This window comes from Maribacter luteus (assembly GCF_009674825.1).
In the GTDB taxonomy this organism is placed as follows: Bacteria; Bacteroidota; Bacteroidia; order Flavobacteriales; family Flavobacteriaceae; genus Maribacter_A; species Maribacter_A luteus.
On the sequence record NZ_WKJH01000002.1, the window covers coordinates 179,519 to 203,899 of the forward strand.

Below are 24,381 nucleotides of genomic sequence, written 5' to 3' on the forward strand. Positions count from 1 at the left end.
GACAACCAAACACACAACAATATAAATTACCACAAAAAAAGGGTCTAGCCGGTACAATAATACCTATCCAAACCCTTAACCGTTAAAAAGTGAGTTTATAACAAACCCAATTAGTCCTTTTTAAAAACTATGTTTTAACCTTTGCCAGAACCCGGGCTGATCTTCCCCATATACATAACCGTATTTACTGCCGTAGCCTAAATTCGCCAAGCCTACGTCATTAAGTACAAAGTTCATGTTCTTTAATTTTCCTTCCTTACTGGCATCCATGGCAAAATTCAAAACGTTCTTTTTGGTAAAACCGGTACGCACCACATATAGGGTTACATCGGCGTATTTACTGATCAAAAAGGTATCGGCCAATAACATGGAGGGGGCGGTATCTACGAAAACATAATCGTAGGCCTCTTCCAATTCCTTCAACATGGCTCCCATTTTATCCAACTGCAACAACTCGGCAGGGTTCGGGGGAATGCTCCCTGAGGGTAAAAACTTCAGGTTGGGATGTTGTTCGGAATCTTGTATCAAATGTTTTAACTCTTGGGTTCTGCTCACCAAATAATCACTGACCCCCAACACCTTGTTCAACCCTTCTTTATACCGTTGCAATTGTGGGTTTCGTAAATCGGCCCCCACAACGATCACTTTCTTACCGGTCGTTGCCAAGGTATGGGCCAAGTTCATGGTTGTAAAGGTCTTGCCTTCCCCTTTTACGGTGGACGTAACAAAAACACAGACGCCCCCTTTTTTGGGATCGTGCTTTACCATGGTATATTGCAAATTGGCCAAAACGATCCTACACGATTCGGACAATAACGATCGATTGCTGTTCGCATTGAATTCTTTATCTTTTTTGGTCAATTTAGGCAATTCGCCCAACACCGGTATGCCTTTCACTTTTTTCTCCAAATCGCTACGATTCCGTATTTTATTGTTCAAGAGTTCCTTGCCCTCTATGACCAAGACCGGTAGCATGAGTCCCAAAAACATGGCGATGGCCAATGCTTTTTTTGGATTGGGTGAAATAGGGGACCAATTGCTATAGGCCTGATCCACCAGTTTGGCCTTGGGGGCCCTTACCGTTAATTTTAGGGTATTCTCTTCCCGTTTTTGTAATAGATATAGGTAAAGGGACTCCTTTATACTTTGCTGGCGCTCTATGCCCCTGAACTTACGTTCCTGTCCAGGAACGGCCGATATCTGGGAGCCCAACCTGCCGGATTGCCTGCGTAGGTTGCCACTCGAAATCAGCAAATTGTCTCGCCTACCCTGCAAACTGCTTCGTACACTGTTCTTCATTTGAGCTATCTGGGCATCCAAACGAACGATGATCGGGTTTTTTTCTGTTGATCCGGCCATAAGCCGGTTCCTTTGCACCACCATACTATTGTATTCCGCAATTAACTGGTTGACACTGGTTTCCTCTATACCCAGATTGGAAGGGAACAGCACCAATTTATCGGAATTCATATAATTCAACATCGAATTAGTTAGTTCCAATTGGGTCTGTACCTCTTGTTGCCTCTTATTGTATTCGCTTACGTTCTGGATGATCATATTGGATTCCGCCCCGATATCGGTAAGGCTATTGGCCGCTTTAAACTCCTCTTTACCGGTTTCAACCGAATCCAGCTCCTGATTGATGATGGCCAAACGTTCATCTATAAAATCGGCCGTATTCTTGGCGATCAGGTTTTTCTCGTCAATGGCATCCCTGTTATATTCAAAAACCACTTGGTTTAATATATCCTGTGCCTTCTTCGGTACGGGATCTTCCAAACTCAATTGGATCAGGGTGGATTGTTCCTCTATAATCTCGACAACCATTTTACCCCTGTATTTGTCGACCACACTTCCCAAGGATACGAATTTGATACGTATGGATGTCCAAGCCTCTTCAGGTGGTACAGCTTCTTGTCCTTCCTTTTCCTGAACATTGAAATCGACAAAATCCAGTTCCACCATTTGTCCCAGGTCGGTCTGCACCTCCTCTTCCGTGGTTTCGTTGACCACGCTCAATTTGCCCCCGCCCAGGTTATGTACCTTATACACATTGCTTTCGCTTAGAATGGCTTTCTCCAGTCCCCGATCGTCCAATCGAAAAATCTCTACCTTCACCGGGCTAAAGTCATAGAGTTCCTTGGAAAGTAACTCCTCATCACTCCAATACTGTACATTCAAATCCAATGCCTTAACGGTATTGTACATAATCCTTTTGGAGGTCAATAACCCCAACTCGTTACTGATACTGTTGGTGGCCATACCGCCCATCATTCCCAAATCAACAAGGGCTGAAGGGTCCGAACCCGTACCCTTATCCTCGTCCTTGATAATGATGGTCGAAACTGTCTTATACATCGGTTCGGTATATTTGAGATAGAGCATTGCCAACCCCAAGGCCAAACCACCCACGATGATGAACCAGGGCCAATACCGTAAATACCGATCCAATAACTCCCGTACATTGAATTCGGATTCTTCTGCCTCTATGGGCAAGTATTTGTACTTCTCTTTTGCCATATATAGTGTTGTTTATTTTTATCTTACGTTATTTAGTCCGCCTATTTAAATTGCCCTTTGGTATTCATATATACTCAAAGCCTGTTTTTTTTTACCTAGTGTACTTATCTGTATCAATAGGCCCTTTCCTCCCCCTTGACCGCATTGGTGATGGTATTGAATATGATTCGCAAATCTAACCACAACGACCATTTTTCCAAATAAAAAATGTCATAACGCACACGATTCACGATATCCGACCGTTCCACGATTTCCCCTCGATACCCTTTTACTTGTGCCAATCCCGTGATACCTGGCTTTAGGAAATGACGTACCAAATACTTATCAACGGAAGTTTCATATTGCTGGGTATGCACCTCCATATGCGGGCGGGGGCCTACCACACTCATATCCCCGATAAGTACATTGAAAAACTGGGGCAGTTCATCAATACTTGTTTTCCGCAATATCCTGCCCAAACGGGTAATACGCATATCGTTCTTGGTCGCCATCAAGGTATCGCTATCGTCGCTTTGGGTCATAGACCTGAACTTATAGCACCAAAAGGTCTTACGGTTTACCCCATGCCGTTTTTGTCTAAAGAACAAAGGTCCTTTCGAATCGATCTTCAATAAGATAAACACCAAAGGAGTAAGCCAAGACAATACACATATGATGGCCAAACTAGAGAATACGATATCGAAAATACGCTTTACCCGTTCCGAATATTGTAGTTCTAAGGGGGAGGCCCGTAGATCCAGTACGGGAACCGTATCATAAAGTTCAATGGACATGGCCCTGGAAATCAACTCCTTGTTATCGGGAATGATCTTAATCCGTTTTAAACTATTGTCCGCAATGGACATCAATTGCTTTACCTCCTCTTTGGAAAGGCGAGATGCCATACAATAGACCTCATCAATGTTATTTTCGAAAATATAGGCAAATGAGCTTTGGATATCCCCGAGGTAGGTAGGGCTTTTGGACTTATAATTATCAAAATACCCCAAATAGCGATACCCAAAATTCGAGTTATCGAATACGTGCCTTATTTTCTTCAGGTTTTTGTCACGACCAATGACCACTACGTTCACATTATTGCCCCCATGGGTACGGTATTTATCCCTTGCCCAAAAGAAGAGGGACCTATATAGGGTCAACAACACGCAGATCAACACATAGACCCCCAATAAATAATCGATGGAATACGGATTATAGCCCAAGAAGGCGAACAAGGCAAAATAGGCCAAGGCATAAAAGAAAAAGAGCCGAAAGAAATTGTTCAGATAGGTCATAAACCCTTCCCTCCTTGCCGTAGGATAAAAATCCAACGTATGTGTGATCACCAACCAGGTCACGTTCAAGTATACCACGCTAAAGGCATTTAGGTAGGTCTGTGGCGTAAAGATATAGAACGTTAGGTTCAACGTTACTATATGAACCAATAAGGAAATCGGAATAATGAAATACGAATTCTTCATATATTAAACGTGTTTATCATGTTGAGGCGAAGCATCTTTTTCAATCATATGCACATAAAAACCAGGTATACCGCACCTAATCTGTTTCTGCCTTTTTTATTATTTCTTTGTATTCCTAACCCTGTTCGGGTGCGCTTTTGCTTAAAAATTTCTCCTTTAGTAGATACCCTCCAAAAACCGCACCATTATAGATATATCTTTTCCACATGCGTTTGGGTTCTTTCAGTAAACGACCCAACCATTCGAGCCCTAAATCCCTCCAGACCTTACCGGGCCGTTTTACGGTACCCGCATAAAAATCAAAAACGGCACCGATCGCACAAATAGGGCCCTTTACGTTTAAGGAATCTTTATGTTCCAAACTCCATTTTTCCTGTTTTGGGGCGGTCATTCCTATGAACAATACATCGGGAGCAAAGGTATTTACTTCCCTTATCATACGTTCGTTGTCTTCCGCTGTGAATTTCGCCTTAAATGGGGGGGAAAATGACCCCACACGGATGTTCGGATATTCGGTAGCCAAACGTTGCCCGATTTTTTCCAAGGTGGTTTGGGAAGCCCCTAGATAAAAACAAGAACCATTCTTTTCATTCATTTGTTCCAATAGATGGGCATGAAGGTCGGCCCCTGCAATTTTTTTCACCTTTTCACCAAGCAATATTTTCGCTGCAATGGTTATACCCACCCCATCGGGTAAGAGGATATCCGAAGCCTTTAAAGCAGCTTTAAAGGCCGGGTCCTTCTCGGCCACACAATACGAATATTGGTTGATCGTATTCACAACGCTCTTTTTATTAAGATCCATTACCTTTAAATCATCCGCGAAAACAGGATATCCCATACACGCTATTGTTTTGGCTTCTTTCATAAATTGAAACGAATTTTTAATGAATTTGATATTATTTCTTATTCCCTCAACATCTTACTTCTTAGGAATACCGGATACCCCCTTATAATTTTTATGCTTTTGGAGAAAGGCCTTTTCCAACGAAAGGTGTTCCTCCAAATCGGCCTTCGAATCAAATCGGTCCCTTAATCGCTTTGCTGGATTTCCACCATATATGCCATAAGGTTCCGTATTTTTGGTAACGACCGACCCTGCAGCAATTATCGATCCTTTTTTAATGTGTACCCCTCCCATAATAACACTCCCATAACCGATCCAAACATCATCTTCAATGACCGTTAAACAATCTAACCCTTTCCAATCATAATGATAGTCCCTAATTCTTGAAGCCATGCGTATCGGGGTTCCAAGCTGCTGAAAATGATGGTCATATTTCCCAACGACGGCAACTTGGTTCGCGAAAATCACATTATCACCAATAACACAATCCGTTTCTATTTGGGAATCCCTGCCGATATAAAAATTCTTGCCGATCCGCAAGGTATTCTTCGCCCATAATTTCACCCGCATACCGGTATAAAAATTGGAACCGATTTGGTACTGCTTCCATTTTACATTTTTCAGGTAATAAAACCTAAGGTTTCTAATGACCCCTTTTATCATATCCCTAATTTTTTAAGGATAGTCCCGATTTTAGAACGCACCCGTGAGATTATCCCCATTTTTTTATTGAACATCCTTTGGTATTCTGGATGTATTTCAGCGGCTTCCGGGAAAATAAAATCCATTTTATGGGTAGTGTCCAAATATGGTACATATCGTTTATCGGACCCACTGGTATGGGTAGCGAATTCATCAAAACCATTATTGTATACCTTGGATCCCAAAGGGTAGAGAGTTACCCCACCTACTTTGAATTGATGATAGAACCATCGTATGGCCCACGAATCCAACTGCCCGGTCATTTGCTCTCTCAGCATTTTATTCAGGTCCGACCCACCTTCGGCAAACTTCTTTTGAAGTTTTTTATCCCTCGCAAATGAACTATAATCCGACACTTCCCAATCTACCTTTTCCCATCTATCCCTCCAAGTTGCCCATCCCCAGGACCATCCCCTATTCAAAAAATACGTACTATGTTGGGGGTCTTCGCTACACCTAAGATCAAATGAATATCCGGATATCGAAAATGCCTTTCCCACTGTTTTATAATAGGCCAGTGCATCATTCATATACTTTAAAAAATTGGGGGTGGTCAACAGGTCATCTTCCAATACGATTACCGTTTCAGAAGTCTTCAATATTTGGGAAACCCCATCAATGATGGAATTCGCCAACCCTTTGTTAACCATGGATTCACTAATATGTACTGCTTTAAACCCTCTGATCGTTTTTAGAAAAGCCCTTACCTCCCCAATTCGTTCCGCATCTTTCTCCGATTTAGGCCCGTCTGAAAAAATATACAACTCCGATGATTCCGCCAAGTTGTTCTTCTGTAACGCCCCAATGGTATTTTTTAAGGCTTCGAGCCTTTTATAAGTAAATAGTAATATAGGTGATTTTTCCATGATTGATCGTATTTGCCGGTTTTCGAAAATTACCTTTATAAAAACTTTATCCTTTTATTATCCTATGGGAACTATGATCTTCCAATCCACTATTCTTTATACCTCCACGGCTTCGTAATCTGATGGCCAAAAATTCATTCATGACCATGACCTAAATCCGTTTTAACAACCTAAGTTTAGAAGATTTTATTGTTATAAATTGAGTAAAATCCAAAACATTATTATGTTCCTAACGAACACAAATTTTTATATTGTCCCATGGTGAATCTTTACAATTTACCACACCTTTTAATCCAAAATTGTAAAGGATCTAAAACAACAATAATTCTATCACAACTATGAATGCTTTGGTTTTACCCAATAACTCGTTAATCGTTTTAAGGTACCGATAGTGGCGCTTATCGGCAATAAATATAGAGGGCAATGCCGAAATACATAGGTATAGTAGTATTTGAGGTTTGCCGCCCCTTTCATACCGAACAAATGCTCTTTATAGTTCTTTAAACTCTTTTGGGCCATCAATTGGTTGGCCCCACTGGCCTCGGGATAGGTTCCCAACCGCGCTTCTAGACAGCAGTAGATAGCAAAACCGGCCTTACGGGCCCTAAAGGTAAAATCATAATCGGCCATATAATGGGGAAAATGTTCTTTGTCGAAAAGACCTATGGCCTCAAAAACGGCAATAGGAATCAATAGCCCCCGCCCGGGAAAATGGGTCACTTCGAGCAAACCCTTTTCATCTTTTTCATCCAAACTATCCTTTAAAACCAACATACTATCCGTAAGCCATTGTATACGTTCCCCACAAAAATTAATTTCTTTTGTTTCAGCGTCGATACCTGTTGACCCGATCAAAGCGTTAGGTTTCTTTTTAGATGCCAATACCAACTGTTCTAAATAATCAGCTGTCGGCAAGGTATCATTGTTCAAAGAGAGCACATGGGTGGCCCCATTTTCTAAAGCATAGGATATTCCTTTATTAATACCACCTGTCCACCATAGGGAGCCATCCCCTTGAAGCACCTTTACCTCTGGGAACTCCACGGTCAATTTTTCCGAAGTTCCGTCAGTAGAACCATCGTCAACGATGACGATCTTAAAATCCTTATAGGACTGCCCCAACAAATTCTGCACACAGGCTTTTGTAAACTGCCAACGGTTAAAAACGGGAATTACGATATAAATCATATGATGTTTTAGAACTTAAATTATTTTATTGTTTTACGAAGCTGATTTTACCCATTGTTTTTTCAGTATGGCCGCACGATAGCGTTTATCAAAAATGCCGCGCACCCAATTTTTGAATTCCCGATCGTTCATGGCCCTAAAATCATTGGATAGACACATGGCGATCATTACCCATAAGAAGAAATAGTTGAGATTGAACATACTAAAATCCTCTACCCAGGCATAGGTCCACCGAAAAGCTACATAGACCCCTACGATTTTCATGATCCGGCTCTTGGATTTATACAAAGCCAAATAGGAGGCTTTAAAGAACACCAAAAAGTAGAGGACGACTCCTACGACACCTGTCCAAGTGAATACATTCAAGATAGACACCTCATTACTTGGGCGTTCCATTTTATTGGTCCCCAGATCACGATCGATTCCAGGACCAAACCATTGAGATTCATTCCCCCTGGCCGGGGTTCGCCCCAACCACATATAGTCATATTTTAAGGCGGAGGTAATCACCTCCACATACAAAAAGGTTCGAGTATCTGCCGTTAAATCTGCAGGGCCGCCGATATCCTGTTCCTGCTCCGCTTCATAGTCCCCCTCGATATACTCGTTCATTTTAAAGATATTAAAGGTATTCGTTACCCCTAAATACAATAACACAAAGGGCAAAACCATAAAAAGAAATCGTGTTACTTTCAACACTTTGGTATTGGCCAATACCTTAAAATAGTACACCAAGGAAAGCAACATGGGGATTACAAATTTGATTACATTACTACGGGCCCCTAAATTTGCCGCAAAAACCACCACTGCGCATACCACCGTTATTATTTTCCATTTTTTAGTCAAAAAAGGAAAAAAGAGCAATATAATACTTACCGGCACCAAATAATGCCCAACCGCCTCATTCATCAAAACGAAGTAAATACCCAAAAAAGCCGGGAGAATATATTGAAACCATTGTTGTAACACCCGTTGTACCCAATAGGTGTTGGTTGCGATATAAATACAAAGGGGAAGCAATAAGACCATACCGAACTGTATCAAAAATTTCCATTCCCAATAGTCAGCGGCCACAAAAAACCCACGTACAATACAGATGATATTCCAATACAGGTAGAGTTTTACAAAGTGTATGTTCCTATCATTATCAGAATTATAATATTGTTTCTTTTCTTTTACAAAAAAAACCAACACCCCTCCCAATAGGGCCCACCAGACCACGGTGCTATTAATAGGCATTGTTGAAAAAGCATTTACCGAATACAGGGTGATGACCACCATCATCGATAGTAGGATATGTTTGGTCGATTTTGACAATTCCTCTTTAATTAAATTATTGATTTGATTTTTTTTGCCGGATTACCCCCCCAAATTTCATTTGCGGGAATGTCTTTGGTCACTACGGCAGAAGCACCGATAATCGAATTTTCCCCAATGGTAACCCCTTTAAGTATTTTAGAATGAGCCCCGATAAAAACGTTATCATGAATAACGACCGGTAACTTTTTTTTATTCGCCATATCGGCCATGGAATCCCTCCTTATTTTCGCATCCAATGAATGAAAATCAGTATCATAAATGCAAACCCCCCCACCTATCTTAACATAATCACCGATAGTAATCCCTACATGGCAGACCAATGCTGATTGACTCATACTAACATGATCCCCAATAATTAATTTAGCATTACGATCAACAAAAAACATACATGGTTGGGCACAACCAATTGGATTTGAGGCAATCGTATTGTTCATTCTAAAGTTCTCCCCGATAAGAAACTCGCCCCCTCTTGCTACCATTAAATAAGGAAGTCCTTTTGTTTTATAATCCCTATGGTTTACCCTATTGCCATAGAAAAGCAATTGACATCTCAATTTATCCAACAATGAAAGGATGATATAATACACCTTTCGTAACCCTTTAAAAAATAAGCTATAAGCCTTTTTAATCATTTTTTGATGTTTTCAAATCCTTCTTAGATGAGTATGGCAACAGTATATCTTTTTTCTGGACTACCACCTCTGGGGGGCTTTGCCACCATTTGGAAGATTCCAACTTGTTTCGCAATTCATCATCAAACCTATATTTGATCAATTTGGCCGGCACCCCCCCTACAACGGCATAAGCAGGAACATCCTTAGAAACAACCGCCCCAGCCGCCACTACGGCCCCATTACCAATTTTTACACCATCCATGATGATGGCGTTTGCCCCAATCCATACATCATTCCCAATGGTTATAGGCGCATATTCTTGAAATTCAACATCTTCATTTAGAACCTGTACCCCTAAAGCATTTTGCTTTTTATAAAATATAGGGGAAGTTGAAAATAAATGTAAAGGATGACTTCCTAAACCCATTTTTACACCATGGGCTATGGAACAGTAGTTGCCAATCGTGGTGTTTTGAATCAACGTTCCAAAATTAATATACGAATACGAACCTATATGACTATGGTTTATGGTACAATCCCCACAAATATGTGCATTTTGTCCTATGGTAACATCTTCGGTAAAACTAGACCCCTTATCAATGATGGCATGGGGAAATCGTCGTTTATTTTGAATATCCCTTGCCTTATCATTGGCTACCTCCAATACACCTTTTACCAACCCCAGTGGCAACCAAAATACTCTTGCTATTCTTTGTTTGAACTTCATATTGCAGCAATATTACCAATAGCAGGCCCCTTCTACCACATTCGCGTTTTTAGGCTTTTCATTGTCTCCGGGGCGCACCCAATGCTCATTGAATAAATTCATATAAGGCCAAACGATATAATTTTCCCATCGTTTCCCTTTGATCCCGAACAGCAACTGGGTGGCCCCGGCCATATGTATGGCTTTTTTCCCACTGCGTTTTACATGGGCCGCCAGGGGAAAACCATAGGCACCACAACCAATGATACAAACATCATAATCCGCCGCATCTATCTGTTGCTTCATATGCTCCAAAGCCTCGAACCAATCATTAAACGCCGTTTCGGATCCCGCCACACTTTGTACGGCTTTTATGGTTTTTAACTCAAAGGCAGGCAATAAATTGTTCTCGAACAATAACTCCCGTTTTTGGTATTGTTTTTCTATGGTCTCCGCAAAGGGGTGTACCACCAATACCTTTTTCCCTTTCAGGGCCCTTGTCCAAGGATTGCTACAGAAAAAAGGTTCCAGATCTTCCAACATTACCCTTTTGGCCTTGATCAATCCTTGTGCCAGGTATTGTTCGTCCAACAGCCATGAGCCTAGGATATCAACTTCTTGGGTATCGTTCAACATTAGATCACAAAATGCTTCAATGTTCTTTTGCGTAGCCGGGAAAAAACCACTCCATACTTGTAATTGTTTCATGATCGAGGGCTCCCACCACCATTTAAGGCTTTTGCCGGTGATAAAATCCTTTTTACTCCGGTTGTTTTTTTTCACCCCGATATAATTAATCAAATTTCCCATTTCAGTAGAACCGTAACGGGCGATCATACAGGGGCCATCCGCCATCAAGGTTTTATACATGAGTTCATTGGCATACTCCTTATTGGAAAACAACTTCCAGTTACGTCCTTCTTCCGCTGGCTTGCCGGTGATAATCGTATATAAATGCTTTAAACCTTTTAATATCTTTTTCATGAATGATTGAATTAAAATGAGAAAAAGTAAGATACTATTTCCCTTGGAACGTTACTTGACCCATTCTTAATGCCCTTACATTTGCATTAGAACAAAATTTTCCGATTTTCCGATGACCGTCCATTTACACCATTTTTAACAGCGAACAGTAGGGATAGCAACACTTTGGTAATTTTCGTTAACCATATATTCGACAAACAATACACATAGATATTCTTTTTAACCACCTTATTTTTCAATGGTTTGACCTTAGTGTAATACACTTTGTCAAATTCGATAAAAGGGGAAAAAAAGGAATTGATAATCTCATTATTGTCCTTTTTTTCCTGCTGTTCTTTGGTAGTTGTATAGTACACGGGATCCAACGCCTTAATTAGCGAATCCCGGATTTTATTGAACCGGATGTAATACGACGGATGTCTAACGATGACACTCGTTACCGAACCTGCCGTATCTTCGGTATATTGATATACAATGTCTTTTACATTCTTGACTTTATCTACCCTTTTACAAAGCTCCAGGTTCATTAACACATCCTCTCCCACTTTAATGGTTTTATCGAAGGCAAAGGAGGATTCCTGGAATAGGGCCTTCTTATAAACGGAAGCATACATGACCCCAAAATTTTTGCCGGTCATTAAGGCGTCCAGATATTCGGTTTTACCCAATTCCTCAACCGTATGAATCTGCCAGACCCTTTTATTGGGCACACTAATGAACGATCCATTGACTATATCATAATCCCCATTCCCACATTCCTGCATTAGGGCCAAGAGTCCACCTTCCAGGAACACATCGTCCGCATCGAGGAAGGTGATATACTCCGCAGAGGCACGTAACCACCCCATTTTTCTCGCGGCCGTAGCCCCCTTGTTTTCTTGGTCAAACACCATTACCCGGGAATCCTGTTGGGCCAATTCATTTAAAATTGATAAAGAGTTGTCGGTACTCCCATCGTTTACAAATATCAGTTCATAGTCGGTAAACGATTGATCAAAAACACTCTGGGCCACTTTCTGTAAATAAGGCCCTGCATTGAATACCGGTACTATGATACTTACTTTTATCTTATCCATCATATTATAAAAAAATGCCTCCTAGAGAAAGTCCAGGTTTTCCATATTCATTTTTTACATTCCATTTCTTATAATATAGTTGTTCTCTAGTTTCTATAATCCATTTAGGATATGCCCATTACTCCCGTTTTCCTAGTTTTAACCGAAAAAACGTAAGGTATAAGGGTTGAGCCATGCTTAGTGTTCAAAGTGTTCCATCGTAAATACCCAATCACAATTTTGCAGGTATTCTTCCGTTTTTCGGGGATTTTCTGAAGTAAAACGCTAAAGTCTTTTAAATGTTGCACTTAAAACTTAGGCCCTTTAAGCCTTTAAAATATCGGCATTGAAATCCCCAGCTTCCGTTGCCAATATCCAACGATCACTTTTGGGGTAGCCGTGCCAGAAATTTTCGGGACTAATCACCATGCCCCTACTTAACAATGCAGCCTTATAGGAAAAGGAGCTTTTACTGGTTATCAACATGTCGGCATAGACCATATGCAAAAAGGAATCCCGCGCTCCCATATCCAAGCAATATTCCAGATTTTCAAATTGTTCAAATTCAGAAAAATCAGCCCGTTTCCCTTGTGAGTACAAATAAATCTTAATTGGTTTATCTGTCTTTACATTCGCTACGACCTTAGATAAGGTATTTATAAAATAATCATTGTCTTGCCACCGCATCAATAAATTGGGGTTCTTGTTCAACTGCCCTATAGTGATATCCCCCCGCCGTACATGAATGGCTATATTATAATAGTGAGGATCAAAGACCAACGCATCCGTCTTTCTCGACAAAGCATTATAAAACTTCTGCTGCAACGCTTCCCTTACCTCGAATTGCTTATAATAAAACTGGTCCTGTTCAGCCACAAAAACCACTTTTTGTGCCCTATAGGCTTCAAATATTTTTTTTATTTGAACTATTTCAGCTTCCTTATTTTCATCAAATAAGGGAATCCTCACCTTTTTATAGCCATGTTCGTTTACCAAGGTAGCTACGGGGACCTCATCTTGACCAAGGCCCAAAAAGGCATCCCATTGGCCCATGGGAAATGGGGTATGTGCAAATCGTAATCCAAATTTTTGGGCAAACCAATACCCTGCGATCCAATTGGCCATTTGATGGCCGATACCGGCTCCTGGGTTAGGGATGGCCGTGAAGTATTGCACTACACCGTTATGTTTTGGCTTATGCTTTAACTTAGTAAACCAATAGGCCTTATAGATCGATGGGTACCAATTACATTTTTTGGTTTTTTTTATTACTATATTCCATAGCTTTCGCTTTATCTTTTTAAGTAAATCAGTAATCATATAAAAATGACTTAGTATTGATATCTTTAACCCGAATAAGGAACAATGTTAGTTTATACTTTTAGATTCACATAAATTATTCCACGTTCAGTTTATAAAACCGTTTATCCGTTAGTCTCGATATCATCAACATTCGATCCACAATAGAATTTGACCTCGAAGAATTAATTTGAAAATATGGTGATAACCGTTATTTTGTAAGATAAAAATTTCTTCAAAGCTTCAACGTACTTTTTTAACCATACTCTCCTTTTATCAATATTATGATATAAAATAATAAGCTGCAATAGCTAAAACAACCATTTATTTTTTTCGGGATATTCTCTCCAAAAAGTGTTTAAATTGAATTGGGATTTTCTTAATCCTATTGTCTATTTTCTCTTTAATCGTAGTAGGCCTCCTAGACTCATGAAACCCTCTATTGGAAAAATCAACCTTGATATCGAAACTTTCAAATAAAGGAACGACTTCCTCTTTCCACTTGCCACCAATAATCCCTGTAAAAACATAAGGGATAATTTCATTTACTCCGATTTTAATCCAGTTAGGATCAACCACATAAAACTTATGCGATTCCCAGGCCGCCCTTTTAGACCCAAATTCTTCAAATTCCCAGGCACTTTCATGACTCCTCAAGTAATAATCCAAAACTTCCTTTTTCCAAATGGCAGCCTGACAGCACAACCTATAACGTTGCTTTATTTTTACATTATATAAATTTTTAAATTCCGATGGCCCAGTGTTTTCGACCGCCTGATCCGTTAAATGGATACAATCTATTGTGGAATTTCCCTTCATTAATTCGACATAATTTTTCACCCATTCATTTTGAACCCGTCCTTTAAGAAAATAATCTTCTTGCATATAAAGCACAAGATCCTCTTCAATATATGCCAAGGCCCATTTTAAGCATTGGCTCCAAGTGGCGCGTTCAGTTTTGGGAAATTCATTTCTTAAACACCCTTGAACCGCTTTGATATGCAAACCTGGATAGCTAAAATCTTTATATTCCGTGTTTAAGTATATTGTTCCAGCAAAGTCTGGCCAAAATTCTTTAAAAAGTTTAAAAAAAGGATTCCAACACTCCTCAAACTTATCACAGGTATTAATTAAAATAGCGTAATTACTCATTTAATTTGTTTTTTATTTTCACTAAATAGGTCCGTTTTTACTTTGGCGTCCCAAGCACAAAATCAAACATGTTTTCAAAAGGAGATTATGATGAAGTACGTTGCTGCTACCTAAACAACACCTACGGTTCGCACAATCTGTATTAATGGCATATATATGTTTATGGTATTTTATAAGTAAACGGCCAACAGTATGATAAAATAACATTGTGCGACCAAAATCGATATACCGTTTTTATTTATGTAATTCAGAAAAGCAAACAGACTATCTATTATGCTTAATTGAGTTTTAATTTGAATAACAAAAATAGGTATATAATCAAATACTCATCGCTTAAAAAGTGCCTAGATAAGAATATCCAAGGTTGTTTGGTGCGTTCTTTACTAAAGTATTGTATTATTCATTTCACCAATCATTTTGAAGGCTTGCAATTGGAAATCTATCGTTATTTCACAAAATCTATTTCCCTTATTACTTTGCACGGATTCCCTGCAGCAAAAACACCACTGGGTATATCTTTGGTAACAACGCTTCCAGCTCCAATAATAGTGTTGTCACCGATCGTAACACCTCCTAAAATTGTAATATTAGAAGTTACCCAAACATTATTACCTATTGTCACTGGTTTTAAGGTTATTTTATCAAAATCATCAATATTATGCACACTTGATACTATCATATTACGATGAGAAAAAGAACAGTTGGCTCCTATTCTAATTAAACCACAACCCGTGATGAGCGTATCATTCAATCCTGTATTTTCACCAACCCTCAGGATTGGTCGTAATAATGAAAATTCATTACTGAAATGAGATGAAAGTGGGATACCATAAATCTTACAGAGAATTTTCTTAACAACCCTTAAGTTTCTAACAATCGGCACCTTATTCAATTTTAGAATTTTACTTTCAATGGTACCAAAACGAGGGCGTTCAGAAACGTGCAAAATCACTTTTTCCCCTTTCTCTACTTCTTTAACACTTATTCGATTACCCATGATTCGCCTTTGTTTTTTTAATAAAACTTACAATTATATTCTTGAACATAGTTCTTTCATTGCTTTCAAGACCAACAAGGCCAACTGTTAATACAAAAAATACAAAACTCAGAACAACAACGGAAATAAAACGGGTAAATCCTTGTTCCAAAAAATAAAGAGGAATCGCACTAAAAACAAAGGCCATTCCGAAAGACAACACACATCTTAAGAAAACATTTTTCATAAAATAAGATATAGACAACCCACAATCCCTTTTTGCATAGAACAATGTAATTAAAGCAAGCAGTATTGAATACCCTATAAATATTATATAAATAGTTTGAGGAGGATAACCGGCATTATAGAAGAAATAAGTGACAATAAGGGGAAAAACGTTAAGAATAGAGCGATACATTTGAAATTGTTTTATATTGCCTACTGCCGCAATAGACGATTCCAATGTGAAAAAAAGTTGTTCTACCAATTTTCGTATTAACAATAAAGTACAAAATACAATGGTATACTCGGGTACTACTTTTAACCAAAAATCAAAAATATACGGCATTTCAATCAATACTGGAACAAAAAACAACATTAACAAAAAAAAAGAAATCTTGCTTCCCAACATGGAAGCCTTCAACATTAAACCCCTATTTCCAGCCCCCTCACTTTTTGCCAATACTGGGTTCAAAGCTTTGAGCATCACCGTAGCAAAAGCAGACAATTGGCCACTTACTTGAACAGCAACTCCCTGAGCTGCGTTGACTTTTGTCCCAAAAAATGAGTTAATTATAATAGTTTGTCCATAATTGGCAATCATACTAGTAGACGTCCCCAAAAACGACCAACCTGCAAAACCAGTCATTTGCCTGAAAAGCTTTTTGTCTGAATATTTACTAAAATTAATCGCTACCTCTTCATATTTCTTATGACAGTAAACTTGCCTGAAAACTAACAAAGTTATTGAAAGAGCAGCCATAAGCATACCATAAACAAACAACTTATCTCCTGTAGCATAAGTAATATAAACTGCTATTACCAATTTTAACATCGTTTCCGCAATACGTAAGACTGCAACCAAAAACATATTTTCATGGGCATTGATTACCGCATCATAAGGTACTGACACAACCGTAAAAAATGTACTTACGATTAAAAATTGATAAATAAGTTTAGCGACATCTATACGATTGGTTTCAATTTCCAAAATACCATGAAATAAAAAATACCCAACGATTTCCAGTACGATTACTAATATAAAAGCTATAACCACATGCAGCTTAAAACTGATATTAAAAATCTTTTTCAATTTGTCAAGGTTACCCTCTCCTGTGGCATATGACATAAATCGTTGGGAGGCCGAAGCCATGGCCGAATTTAGAAAAGTCAACATAGCAATGGCGCCACCCACAACATTGAAAATGCCAAAATCCTCCGCTCCCAAAGCTGCCAATACCAAACGGGTCGTGTACAAGGACAAAACCACTGTTATGGCCATCTGTACATACAATATACCCGTATTCTTTGCTACTCTTTTTGCGTGCTGCATATATTATAAAAGCCCGGGACTTTTTTATCTATTTTAAATGCCAAATGCTATATGGCGGATTAATATATTAATGTGAAAAAGTTATCTTGACCATTAAAACCGGTCTAAAACAAACCATTTCCTTAAAACAATAGGGTCATTATGACCTTCTTGGTTTATACTTATAAAACAAAAGAGTTCTTCCCCTGATCAGCAGCAGTTCCCCTATTACCTAAAATGCCTTTTATTTTTAAAAACATAAGGGTACAGGAAGGGGCCCTTTTGGTCCTTCTTAAGCACCAAAAAATAAAAATACCAAACCAAAAGGCTCAGGGTAAGCATTTCCCCTCCTTCCTCAATCAGTGTCAAAAGGGGTGAAAGTAAACGAATCCCATCCAATTGGCTGTGTACTATATCCACACCTATCCCGAAAAACAGGAATAATGCTACCCCTAAAAAGATATCGATAAACGTACGTTTTATATTCGAGGGGGCCCTTAAGAAAAAATAAGAGAAAAAGGCAGCTACAACACTACCAAAGACCACCACGAACATTAATTGCCCAATAACGTAAGGCCTAAGCCCCAAAATACCCGAAAAGTTCAATCCTTGAGCAAAAAAAGCACTTACCCTATTATGTATTTGAAAGGCATCGTCGGCGAAAAGGAACAAAAACAAAACTACAAAAGGTACATATGCAAATTCTCTTTTCTGCCTAACAAGACGTATGGCAAAATAAATGAGCAAAGCATACTTCACATACTGAAAAAGTTCGGGAAAACCCAGCCACTTTGCATCGAGTAAAATCCTATCCGGTTTATATCCCAAATACAAGGGTATACAGACATGACCAGCTATGAACAACAAGTCTACCAGTAACAAAACCTTTAAAAATAATGTCGACCTTTTCCGGTCAAAATCTTTTCGCAATAAAACCAAAGTATCGGGCTTATGTGAAAGTTTCAAAATAGAGTAAACAGGGCGCATATGAAAAAAACTCTTTTCTGATTTTACTTAGTATACCAGGCATACACCTTTTGAACACCCTCTTGAAGGCCTATGGTATGTTTCCATCCCAAACCATGTAATTTAGAGGGATCGGTGAGTTTTTTCATGGTGCCGTCCGGTTTATCGGTATTAAAGAAGAGGGTTCCCTTAAAACCTATGCTTTCCTTAATGAGCTGGGCGAGATCTTTTATAGCGATATCTTCCCCTGTACCTATATTGATATGGGTATTCCTGATTTCCTTGGTGTCATTGGCATAACAATCGGCAAAGTCCCTGTTCTCCATCAGGAATACACAGGCATCCGCCATATCCTCGCTCCATAAAAACTCCCGCATTGGGTTACCTGTACCCCAGATTTCCAGATGCACTTTATCTTCTTTCTGTTGTATTCCGTACTTATCCAGGACACTGTAGATAACGTCTTTGTCGGCAGAACCATCAACACCTTCAATCGGCAATTGATCCAGATCTTTACGAATGGCGTCCCAATCGTTATTTTCCAAAGCCTTCCCTAAATGCATCTTACGGATCAATGCAGGTAACACATGGGATTTTTCCAAATCAAAATTATCATTGGGGCCGTACAAATTCGTGGGCATTACCGAAATAAAATTGGTCCCATACTGTAAATTATAACTCTCGCACATTTTTATCCCTGCAATCTTGGCAATGGCATAAGGCTCATTGGTGTACTCCAAAACATCGGTTAACAGATAATCCTCTTTCATGGGCTGTGGACAATTTTTAGGATAAATACAGGTACTTCCCAAAAACATCATTTTCTTTACCCCATGTACATAGGCCTGATGGATCACATTGTTCTGTATCATCAGGTTCGCATAGATAAAATCGCCCCTATAGGTATTATTGGCCACGATACCCCCCACCTTCGCCGCTGCCAAAAACACGTACTCCGGTTTTTCCGAAGTAAAGAAATGTGCCACAGCTGTACTATCGGTCAAATCCAATTCTTTATGGGTACGTGTCACAAAATTCGAATAGCCCTTGGCTTTAAGGTTTTTTAATATGGCACTACCTACCAAACCCCTATGACCCGCAATGTAAATTTTAGCGTCTTTTTTCATTTTTAACTTTTAGACCTTTTAAAGATCATGTAATGCCTATGGCAACAACCATAGGCATATACATGACTTGATTAATTTTATCAGGAGGCCATTATTCATAATAGTTAAAGGTGTTATACCCCCCTTGTTTCAAATGCTGGTCTTTTTGCATTAATTTGACATCGCTCTGCATCATATCCTTTACAAGTGCCTGAAGATCGTATTCAGGAATCCAACCTAGTTTGGTGTTCGCCTTGGTGGCATCCCCGATCAATAAATCTACCTCTGTAGGCCTAAAGTATTTAGGATCCACGGCCAAGACCTCTTTTCCTATTTCCAATTGGAATTCAGGATTGGAGCACGCTTTTACATACCCTTTCTCATTTACGCCCTCACCCTTAAATTCCAAGTCAATACCTACTTCGGCAAAGGCCATTCTAACAAAATCCCTAACAGGGGTGGTCTCACCCGTTGCAATTACCCAATCTTCGGCTTCCTCGGCCTGAAGGATCATCCACATCATTCGAACATAATCCTTGGCATGGCCCCAATCCCTTTTGGCATCAAGATTACCGAGATACAACTTATCCTGAAGTCCCAAAGCTATTCGAGATGCTGCCCGTGTAATCTTACGGGTTACGAAAGTTTCCCCACGAATGGGCGATTCATGGTTGAACAAAATTCCGTTACAGGCATACATTCCATAAGCCTCCCTATAATTGACGGTAATCCAATAGGCATACATCTTGGCCACAGCGTAAGGACTACGAGGGTAAAAAGGTGTGGTTTCCGATTGTGGTACTTCCTGTACCTTACCATATAATTCCGATGTGGATGCTTGATAAATACGTGTTTTCTTTTCCAAGCCCAATAAACGAACGGCATCCAAAATACGAAGCGTACCCAAACCATCGGCATTACCGGTATACTCAGGAACCTCGAACGATACTTGAACATGGCTCATTGCGGCCAAGTTATAGATTTCATCGGGTTGGATTTCTTGAATCAACCGTATAAGGTTGGTACTATCCGTCATATCACCATAGTGCAATATAAAATTACGGTGTTCTACATGGGGGTCTTGGTATAAATGATCTACACGATCCGTATTGAACAAGGAGGCCCTTCTTTTGAGACCATGGACCTCATATCCTTTTTTCAATAAGAACTCACTCAAATAAGCTCCATCCTGTCCCGTCACTCCGGTGATAAATGCTACTTTCATACTAATTGTTGAATTATGTTAAAGGTTATTTTTTTATTTGTTTGAGACCCACAACACATTATGGGTTTACTAGGAATTTTAAATGATATAAATGATAAAACCAATGAGGGGGAACATCGACTTTTTTTACTTTGTAACTTGAGTAGCAAGAAGCGCTACGCATTGTCAGCCACATAACCCTGGCGACAATTACCCTCTAAACTGTTAATAATGGGACACTTACAATAATCCCGAAAATTCCCGTACCATAAAAGTACAAGCGATTTTCAAACGCCGAAAATAATGGGCTTATTGCATCAACACAATTATTTGCCCTAAAATCTTTTCGATTTACGAAGTATCTAATTTTTGAAACGCCATATTGCATATAATCCATTGGCAATCTATAAACTTTATGATAAAACCAATGGATAAAAACCGGAAAAAAAAGCACCGTAGTCGTAATGCAACTTTTTATCGATATAATACATTAGGAAAATGAAAAAAAGAATGATTATCATCTATTGGGCAATGACCAACTATGAATTCAGCCGAATAAAATCGGTCCTAACTATTTAATAAACAACATAATTACCATTACAAAGGTGTGGGCATCCCGAATGGCTAAACCAACTTATATCGGTTCTATATATTTAGACAAGATCTTTTATCCTCGCATTGAGCACAACCCCCAAACCAGGAATTACCAAACGCACACGTTTTTTACCTACCTCTTGAACGATTCCCTTGTGATCTTTTAAAATTCCATTCTTCACGAACAATTCATCACCGGGATTCAAATTTGAAAGTGTTATATCCTCAATATCCTCATCTTTCAACCATTTTTCTATGACCAGTATTTCCTCATCACGAACAACGGCCGGTTTTCCCAACCAAAACAAATAACGTACAACCCCAGGCACATCAAATACGATATGGCGGTGCTTTTCCTTAATATGAACAAATACATAAGATTTGAACAAGGGGTTCTCAATGGTTTTCTTTCGATCACTCCATTGGCGAATTTCCTTAATCAGGGGACAATACACCTCCACCCCGATTTTCCGGAGCCTTTCGGCCACTTTCTTTTCAGATTTCGGTTTTACATATAAAACATACCATTTCATAGGCGTTGCTCAAATTTTTTCATGTACAAGAATAACGTATTAATTTCATAATTATTCCTATAAAAATACTATTCTAACGGCCAACCCTGCACGAAAACAGCAATAGAAGTGTTTTCTTTTCCCTATTTTCAACAGGAACACATGTAACGACCCATACCGTTCATTTACAAAAAAAATAAAAAGTTCAGAAAGACGGGCTTCTTTGCAAAAAAAATCCGAAGGCCTTTAAAATTTCTGACACTGTATTTGCTGTATTTCATCTATTTGTAAGTATTTTCTGTGCATTTCATCGGATTATTATACGTATTGCCGATATTTTACGTTATTGATGAACAATCCCAAATTGAACGCCTATGCTTATTACACTAAATTCCAGAAAGAAAAAAAACCCATTAAGTAAATGGTCAGAACTTGGCCATCGTTCTTATGCTTACCATATAGAACGATCTTTGGTTGAATTAGCGATTAAATTATTTGAAAGGACAGATATTGACCAACCAAGGCAAAAAGCCATTACGAAGAGAAAAAGCGAGACCTACCCTTCACCCTCTCCTAGGGACCTTGAAAAAATAGCACAGAACCAACTGGCCTATTCCAAATTGCTGTCTGAAAGAATGAACGCGGCACACCGGACGAAAAAGAAAGATAAAATCGTTTTACTTCATCGATAAAACCTATCGACGATACTATAAACAAAAAAGTCCTGACAAAAGTCGGGACTTTTTTGTTTCATTTACTCCCCTTACTTTTCCTAATTAGCTACCTTTATACCACACTATGCGAAAAATATTCACAAAGGGATTGGCAAAGAAAATAGGCGGACTCTTCGCTATTGGTTTCTTACTTATCCTTACCTGTAATGCTGTAATTGAATCTGGGGCAAAGGGCAAAACCTATTCCGATCTGACCGCTATTCCCAAAAACAAGGTAGGTCTGGTTCTTGGTACCGCAAAAAAACTTGTTGGGGGCCAACCCAACCCTTATTATTCAAATCGCATACATGCTACCGTTGAACTTTATAAGGCCAATAAAATCGAATTCGTATTGGTGAGCGGAGACAATGGAACGATTTACTACAACGAACCTTCAACCATAAAAAAAGACCTTGTCGCCGAAGGGATTCCTTCCGAACGTATCTTTTTGGATTATGCAGGGTTTAGAACCCTCGATTCCATGGTACGGGCCAATGTGGTCTTTGGTTTGGACAATGTAACTGTAATCTCCCAGAAATTCCATAACGAACGCGCTATTTACATCGCCAACCAAAAGGGACTGAACGCCATAGGATACAACGCAGAGGATATTTCAAGAAAGCAAGGGTTAAAGGTTCAACTAAGGGAATACCTGGCCAGGGTAAAGGTCTTTATTGACCTACTTATGAAAACGGAACCTAAATTCTATGGAAATCCGATTGAAATAAAATAACACTTTAGAACAACTGGCGCAAAAAATGTATTTTGGTGTACTTTTCCTAGCATTATGACCCAATTAAAACTACTTATCAAAAACCTTGGTCCCGGGCTTTTGTTCGCCGGAATGGCCATTGGAACTTCCCATTTGGTGTTATCTACCAAAGCGGGTGCCCAATATGGTTGGATTATGGTCATACCCATTATTCTAGCCAATATTTTTAAATATCCTTTTTTTGAATTCGGGGTACGCTATACCAATATCACCAATACATCCTTGATTGAAGGGTATCTAAAGCGAGGCAAGGTCTTCCTGTGGTTTTACGCCTTGATCACTTTCGTTTCCACGTTTACCATTCTCGCTGCTTTATACACAGTTACCGCCGGACTTTTCATCAATCTATTTAAAATAACCGATATCCCCATTAGTATGGTGGCATTGGTATTGTTTTTATTCATTTCGGGATTATTGATCATCGGCAGGTATCGTTTCTTGGAAATCTCACTTAAACTTGTAGTTTCCCTATTATTCATCGCCTTAATGGTCACGACCGTCCTAGTGATGTTAAATGGCAGGGTTACCCCGGTTGCGGGATTTGAACCTATCCCGATTTTCAATGAAGTAGGTATTTTATTTTTAATCGGTTTAATGGGATGGATGCCTACTACGGTTGAAGCTTCCAGTTGGGTGAGCTTATGGAGTATTGAAAAATGGAAAAACGGCAAATTGAAACCTTCCTTAAAAGATTCCCTTTTAGAATTCAACATCGGTTATATCCTTACCGGGACATTGGCCATTTTCTTTATGATCATAGGTTGGTTTACCCTTTATGGTACCAATACGATATTAAGTGGTAATGCCGTGAGTTTTGCGGATCAAGTAGTTCAATTGTTCACCACCCATATAGGTGCCTGGGCCTATATCTTCATAGCAACGGCAGCTTTTGCGACCATGTTCAGTACTTGCATGAGCGCCCATGATGCCATAGCCCGGGTTAGTGTTGATATCATAGATCTCCTGGCACCGAAAGTGAAGTTAAAGAACAAAAAATGGCCTTTTGCCCTACTTGTCATTCTCTTATCACTAATCAATTTGACCGTGGTATTGGGTTTTAGTTCCAATATGGGGAAGTTGGTTGCCTTAGCGACTTTTGTATCTTTCGTGGTAGCTCCCATCATCGGCTACATGAACCTTAAAAACGTAATGAGCGCTGAAATTCCGAAACAACTAAGACCTACAAAAGGATTACAGGTATTGACTTACGCTGGCATTCTCTTCCTTGCCCTTTTTTCGGTTTACTATTTTTGGATGGTCATTTTCCAGGTTTAAACACAAACCACTTTAAGCC

At 39.3% G+C, this 24,381-nt stretch carries 22 protein-coding genes; 3 read left to right on the top strand and 19 right to left on the bottom strand.

What is annotated here, in order from left to right; translation table 11 throughout:
- Nucleotides 1-120 precede the first annotated feature (120 nt).
- The 19 genes from GJ691_RS04000 to GJ691_RS04090 form a co-directional block, all read right to left on the bottom strand.
- On the bottom strand, nucleotides 121-2,520 hold the full coding sequence (locus tag GJ691_RS04000; protein ID WP_154364013.1) for a GumC family protein: 2,400 nt from the start codon (nucleotides 2,518-2,520) through the stop codon (nucleotides 121-123).
- 113 nt (nucleotides 2,521-2,633) lie between these two features.
- The gene (locus GJ691_RS04005; RefSeq protein ID WP_154364015.1) at nucleotides 2,634-3,980 is read right to left on the bottom strand and encodes an undecaprenyl-phosphate glucose phosphotransferase; all 1,347 of its coding nucleotides are present in this window, start codon (nucleotides 3,978-3,980) and stop codon (nucleotides 2,634-2,636) included.
- Nucleotides 3,981-4,095: 115 nt separating this feature from the next.
- Nucleotides 4,096-4,848, bottom strand: a complete 753-nt coding sequence (locus GJ691_RS04010) for a WecB/TagA/CpsF family glycosyltransferase (RefSeq protein ID WP_179955022.1) — start codon at nucleotides 4,846-4,848, stop codon at nucleotides 4,096-4,098.
- A 54-nt stretch (nucleotides 4,849-4,902) separates the two neighbouring features.
- Complete coding sequence (locus GJ691_RS04015) at nucleotides 4,903-5,490, bottom strand: acyltransferase (RefSeq protein WP_154364017.1); 588 nt, start codon at nucleotides 5,488-5,490, stop codon at nucleotides 4,903-4,905.
- The gene (locus GJ691_RS04020; protein WP_154364019.1) at nucleotides 5,487-6,395 is read right to left on the bottom strand and encodes an aldo-keto reductase family protein; all 909 of its coding nucleotides are present in this window, start codon (nucleotides 6,393-6,395) and stop codon (nucleotides 5,487-5,489) included. The genes GJ691_RS04015 and GJ691_RS04020 overlap by 4 nt, the downstream gene beginning before the upstream one ends.
- 336 nt (nucleotides 6,396-6,731) lie before the next feature.
- Entirely contained in the window at nucleotides 6,732-7,583 is an 852-nt protein-coding gene (locus tag GJ691_RS04025; protein WP_154364020.1) for a glycosyltransferase family 2 protein, read from the bottom strand.
- Between the two features lie 33 nt (nucleotides 7,584-7,616).
- Nucleotides 7,617-8,900 carry a hypothetical protein gene (locus GJ691_RS04030; protein ID WP_154364022.1) on the bottom strand — a complete coding sequence of 428 codons (1,284 nt, stop codon included), beginning with the start codon at nucleotides 8,898-8,900 and terminating at the stop codon, nucleotides 7,617-7,619.
- An 11-nt stretch (nucleotides 8,901-8,911) separates the two neighbouring features.
- The gene (locus GJ691_RS04035) at nucleotides 8,912-9,535 is read right to left on the bottom strand and encodes an acyltransferase (protein WP_154364024.1); all 624 of its coding nucleotides are present in this window, start codon (nucleotides 9,533-9,535) and stop codon (nucleotides 8,912-8,914) included.
- Nucleotides 9,528-10,244, bottom strand: coding sequence for a CatB-related O-acetyltransferase (locus GJ691_RS19890; RefSeq protein WP_154364025.1), 717 nt, complete (start codon nucleotides 10,242-10,244; stop codon nucleotides 9,528-9,530). Before GJ691_RS19890 ends, GJ691_RS04035 begins: the two co-directional genes overlap by 8 nt.
- A gap of 12 nt (nucleotides 10,245-10,256) precedes the next feature.
- Nucleotides 10,257-11,207 carry a hypothetical protein gene (locus GJ691_RS04045; RefSeq protein ID WP_154364027.1) on the bottom strand — a complete coding sequence of 317 codons (951 nt, stop codon included), beginning with the start codon at nucleotides 11,205-11,207 and terminating at the stop codon, nucleotides 10,257-10,259.
- Between the two features lie 86 nt (nucleotides 11,208-11,293).
- Complete coding sequence (locus tag GJ691_RS04050; RefSeq protein ID WP_154364029.1) at nucleotides 11,294-12,286, bottom strand: glycosyltransferase family 2 protein; 993 nt, start codon at nucleotides 12,284-12,286, stop codon at nucleotides 11,294-11,296.
- A gap of 300 nt (nucleotides 12,287-12,586) precedes the next feature.
- The gene (locus tag GJ691_RS04055; protein ID WP_154364031.1) at nucleotides 12,587-13,582 is read right to left on the bottom strand and encodes an O-fucosyltransferase family protein; all 996 of its coding nucleotides are present in this window, start codon (nucleotides 13,580-13,582) and stop codon (nucleotides 12,587-12,589) included.
- A 303-nt stretch (nucleotides 13,583-13,885) separates the two neighbouring features.
- Nucleotides 13,886-14,713 (bottom strand): hypothetical protein, encoded by an 828-nt coding sequence (locus GJ691_RS04060; protein WP_154364033.1) that lies wholly within the window; start codon nucleotides 14,711-14,713, stop codon nucleotides 13,886-13,888.
- A 445-nt stretch (nucleotides 14,714-15,158) separates the two neighbouring features.
- Entirely contained in the window at nucleotides 15,159-15,710 is a 552-nt protein-coding gene (locus GJ691_RS04065; RefSeq protein WP_154364036.1) for an acyltransferase, read from the bottom strand.
- The gene (locus GJ691_RS04070) at nucleotides 15,703-17,241 is read right to left on the bottom strand and encodes an MATE family efflux transporter (protein ID WP_154364038.1); all 1,539 of its coding nucleotides are present in this window, start codon (nucleotides 17,239-17,241) and stop codon (nucleotides 15,703-15,705) included. The genes GJ691_RS04065 and GJ691_RS04070 overlap by 8 nt, the downstream gene beginning before the upstream one ends.
- A gap of 207 nt (nucleotides 17,242-17,448) precedes the next feature.
- Entirely contained in the window at nucleotides 17,449-18,207 is a 759-nt protein-coding gene (locus GJ691_RS04075) for a hypothetical protein (RefSeq protein ID WP_154364040.1), read from the bottom strand.
- Nucleotides 18,208-18,230: 23 nt separating this feature from the next.
- Complete coding sequence (locus GJ691_RS04080) at nucleotides 18,231-19,313, bottom strand: GDP-L-fucose synthase family protein (RefSeq protein ID WP_154364042.1); 1,083 nt, start codon at nucleotides 19,311-19,313, stop codon at nucleotides 18,231-18,233.
- Nucleotides 19,314-19,404: 91 nt separating this feature from the next.
- Nucleotides 19,405-20,517 (bottom strand): GDP-mannose 4,6-dehydratase, encoded by a 1,113-nt coding sequence (gene gmd / locus GJ691_RS04085; RefSeq protein WP_154364044.1) that lies wholly within the window; start codon nucleotides 20,515-20,517, stop codon nucleotides 19,405-19,407.
- A 632-nt stretch (nucleotides 20,518-21,149) separates the two neighbouring features.
- Complete coding sequence (locus GJ691_RS04090; protein WP_154364046.1) at nucleotides 21,150-21,623, bottom strand: UpxY family transcription antiterminator; 474 nt, start codon at nucleotides 21,621-21,623, stop codon at nucleotides 21,150-21,152.
- 353 nt (nucleotides 21,624-21,976) lie between these two features.
- On the opposite strand from GJ691_RS04090, the gene GJ691_RS04095 reads away from it, so the two are divergent.
- The 3 genes from GJ691_RS04095 to GJ691_RS04105 all read left to right on the top strand — a co-directional run bounded on the left by GJ691_RS04095 (nucleotide 21,977) and on the right by GJ691_RS04105 (nucleotide 24,362).
- Nucleotides 21,977-22,294 carry a hypothetical protein gene (locus GJ691_RS04095; protein WP_154364048.1) on the top strand — a complete coding sequence of 106 codons (318 nt, stop codon included), beginning with the start codon at nucleotides 21,977-21,979 and terminating at the stop codon, nucleotides 22,292-22,294.
- A 106-nt stretch (nucleotides 22,295-22,400) separates the two neighbouring features.
- Nucleotides 22,401-23,048, top strand: coding sequence for a SanA/YdcF family protein (locus GJ691_RS04100; protein WP_154364050.1), 648 nt, complete (start codon nucleotides 22,401-22,403; stop codon nucleotides 23,046-23,048).
- Between the two features lie 54 nt (nucleotides 23,049-23,102).
- The gene (locus GJ691_RS04105; RefSeq protein ID WP_154364052.1) at nucleotides 23,103-24,362 is read left to right on the top strand and encodes an NRAMP family divalent metal transporter; all 1,260 of its coding nucleotides are present in this window, start codon (nucleotides 23,103-23,105) and stop codon (nucleotides 24,360-24,362) included.
- Nucleotides 24,363-24,381 lie beyond the last annotated feature (19 nt).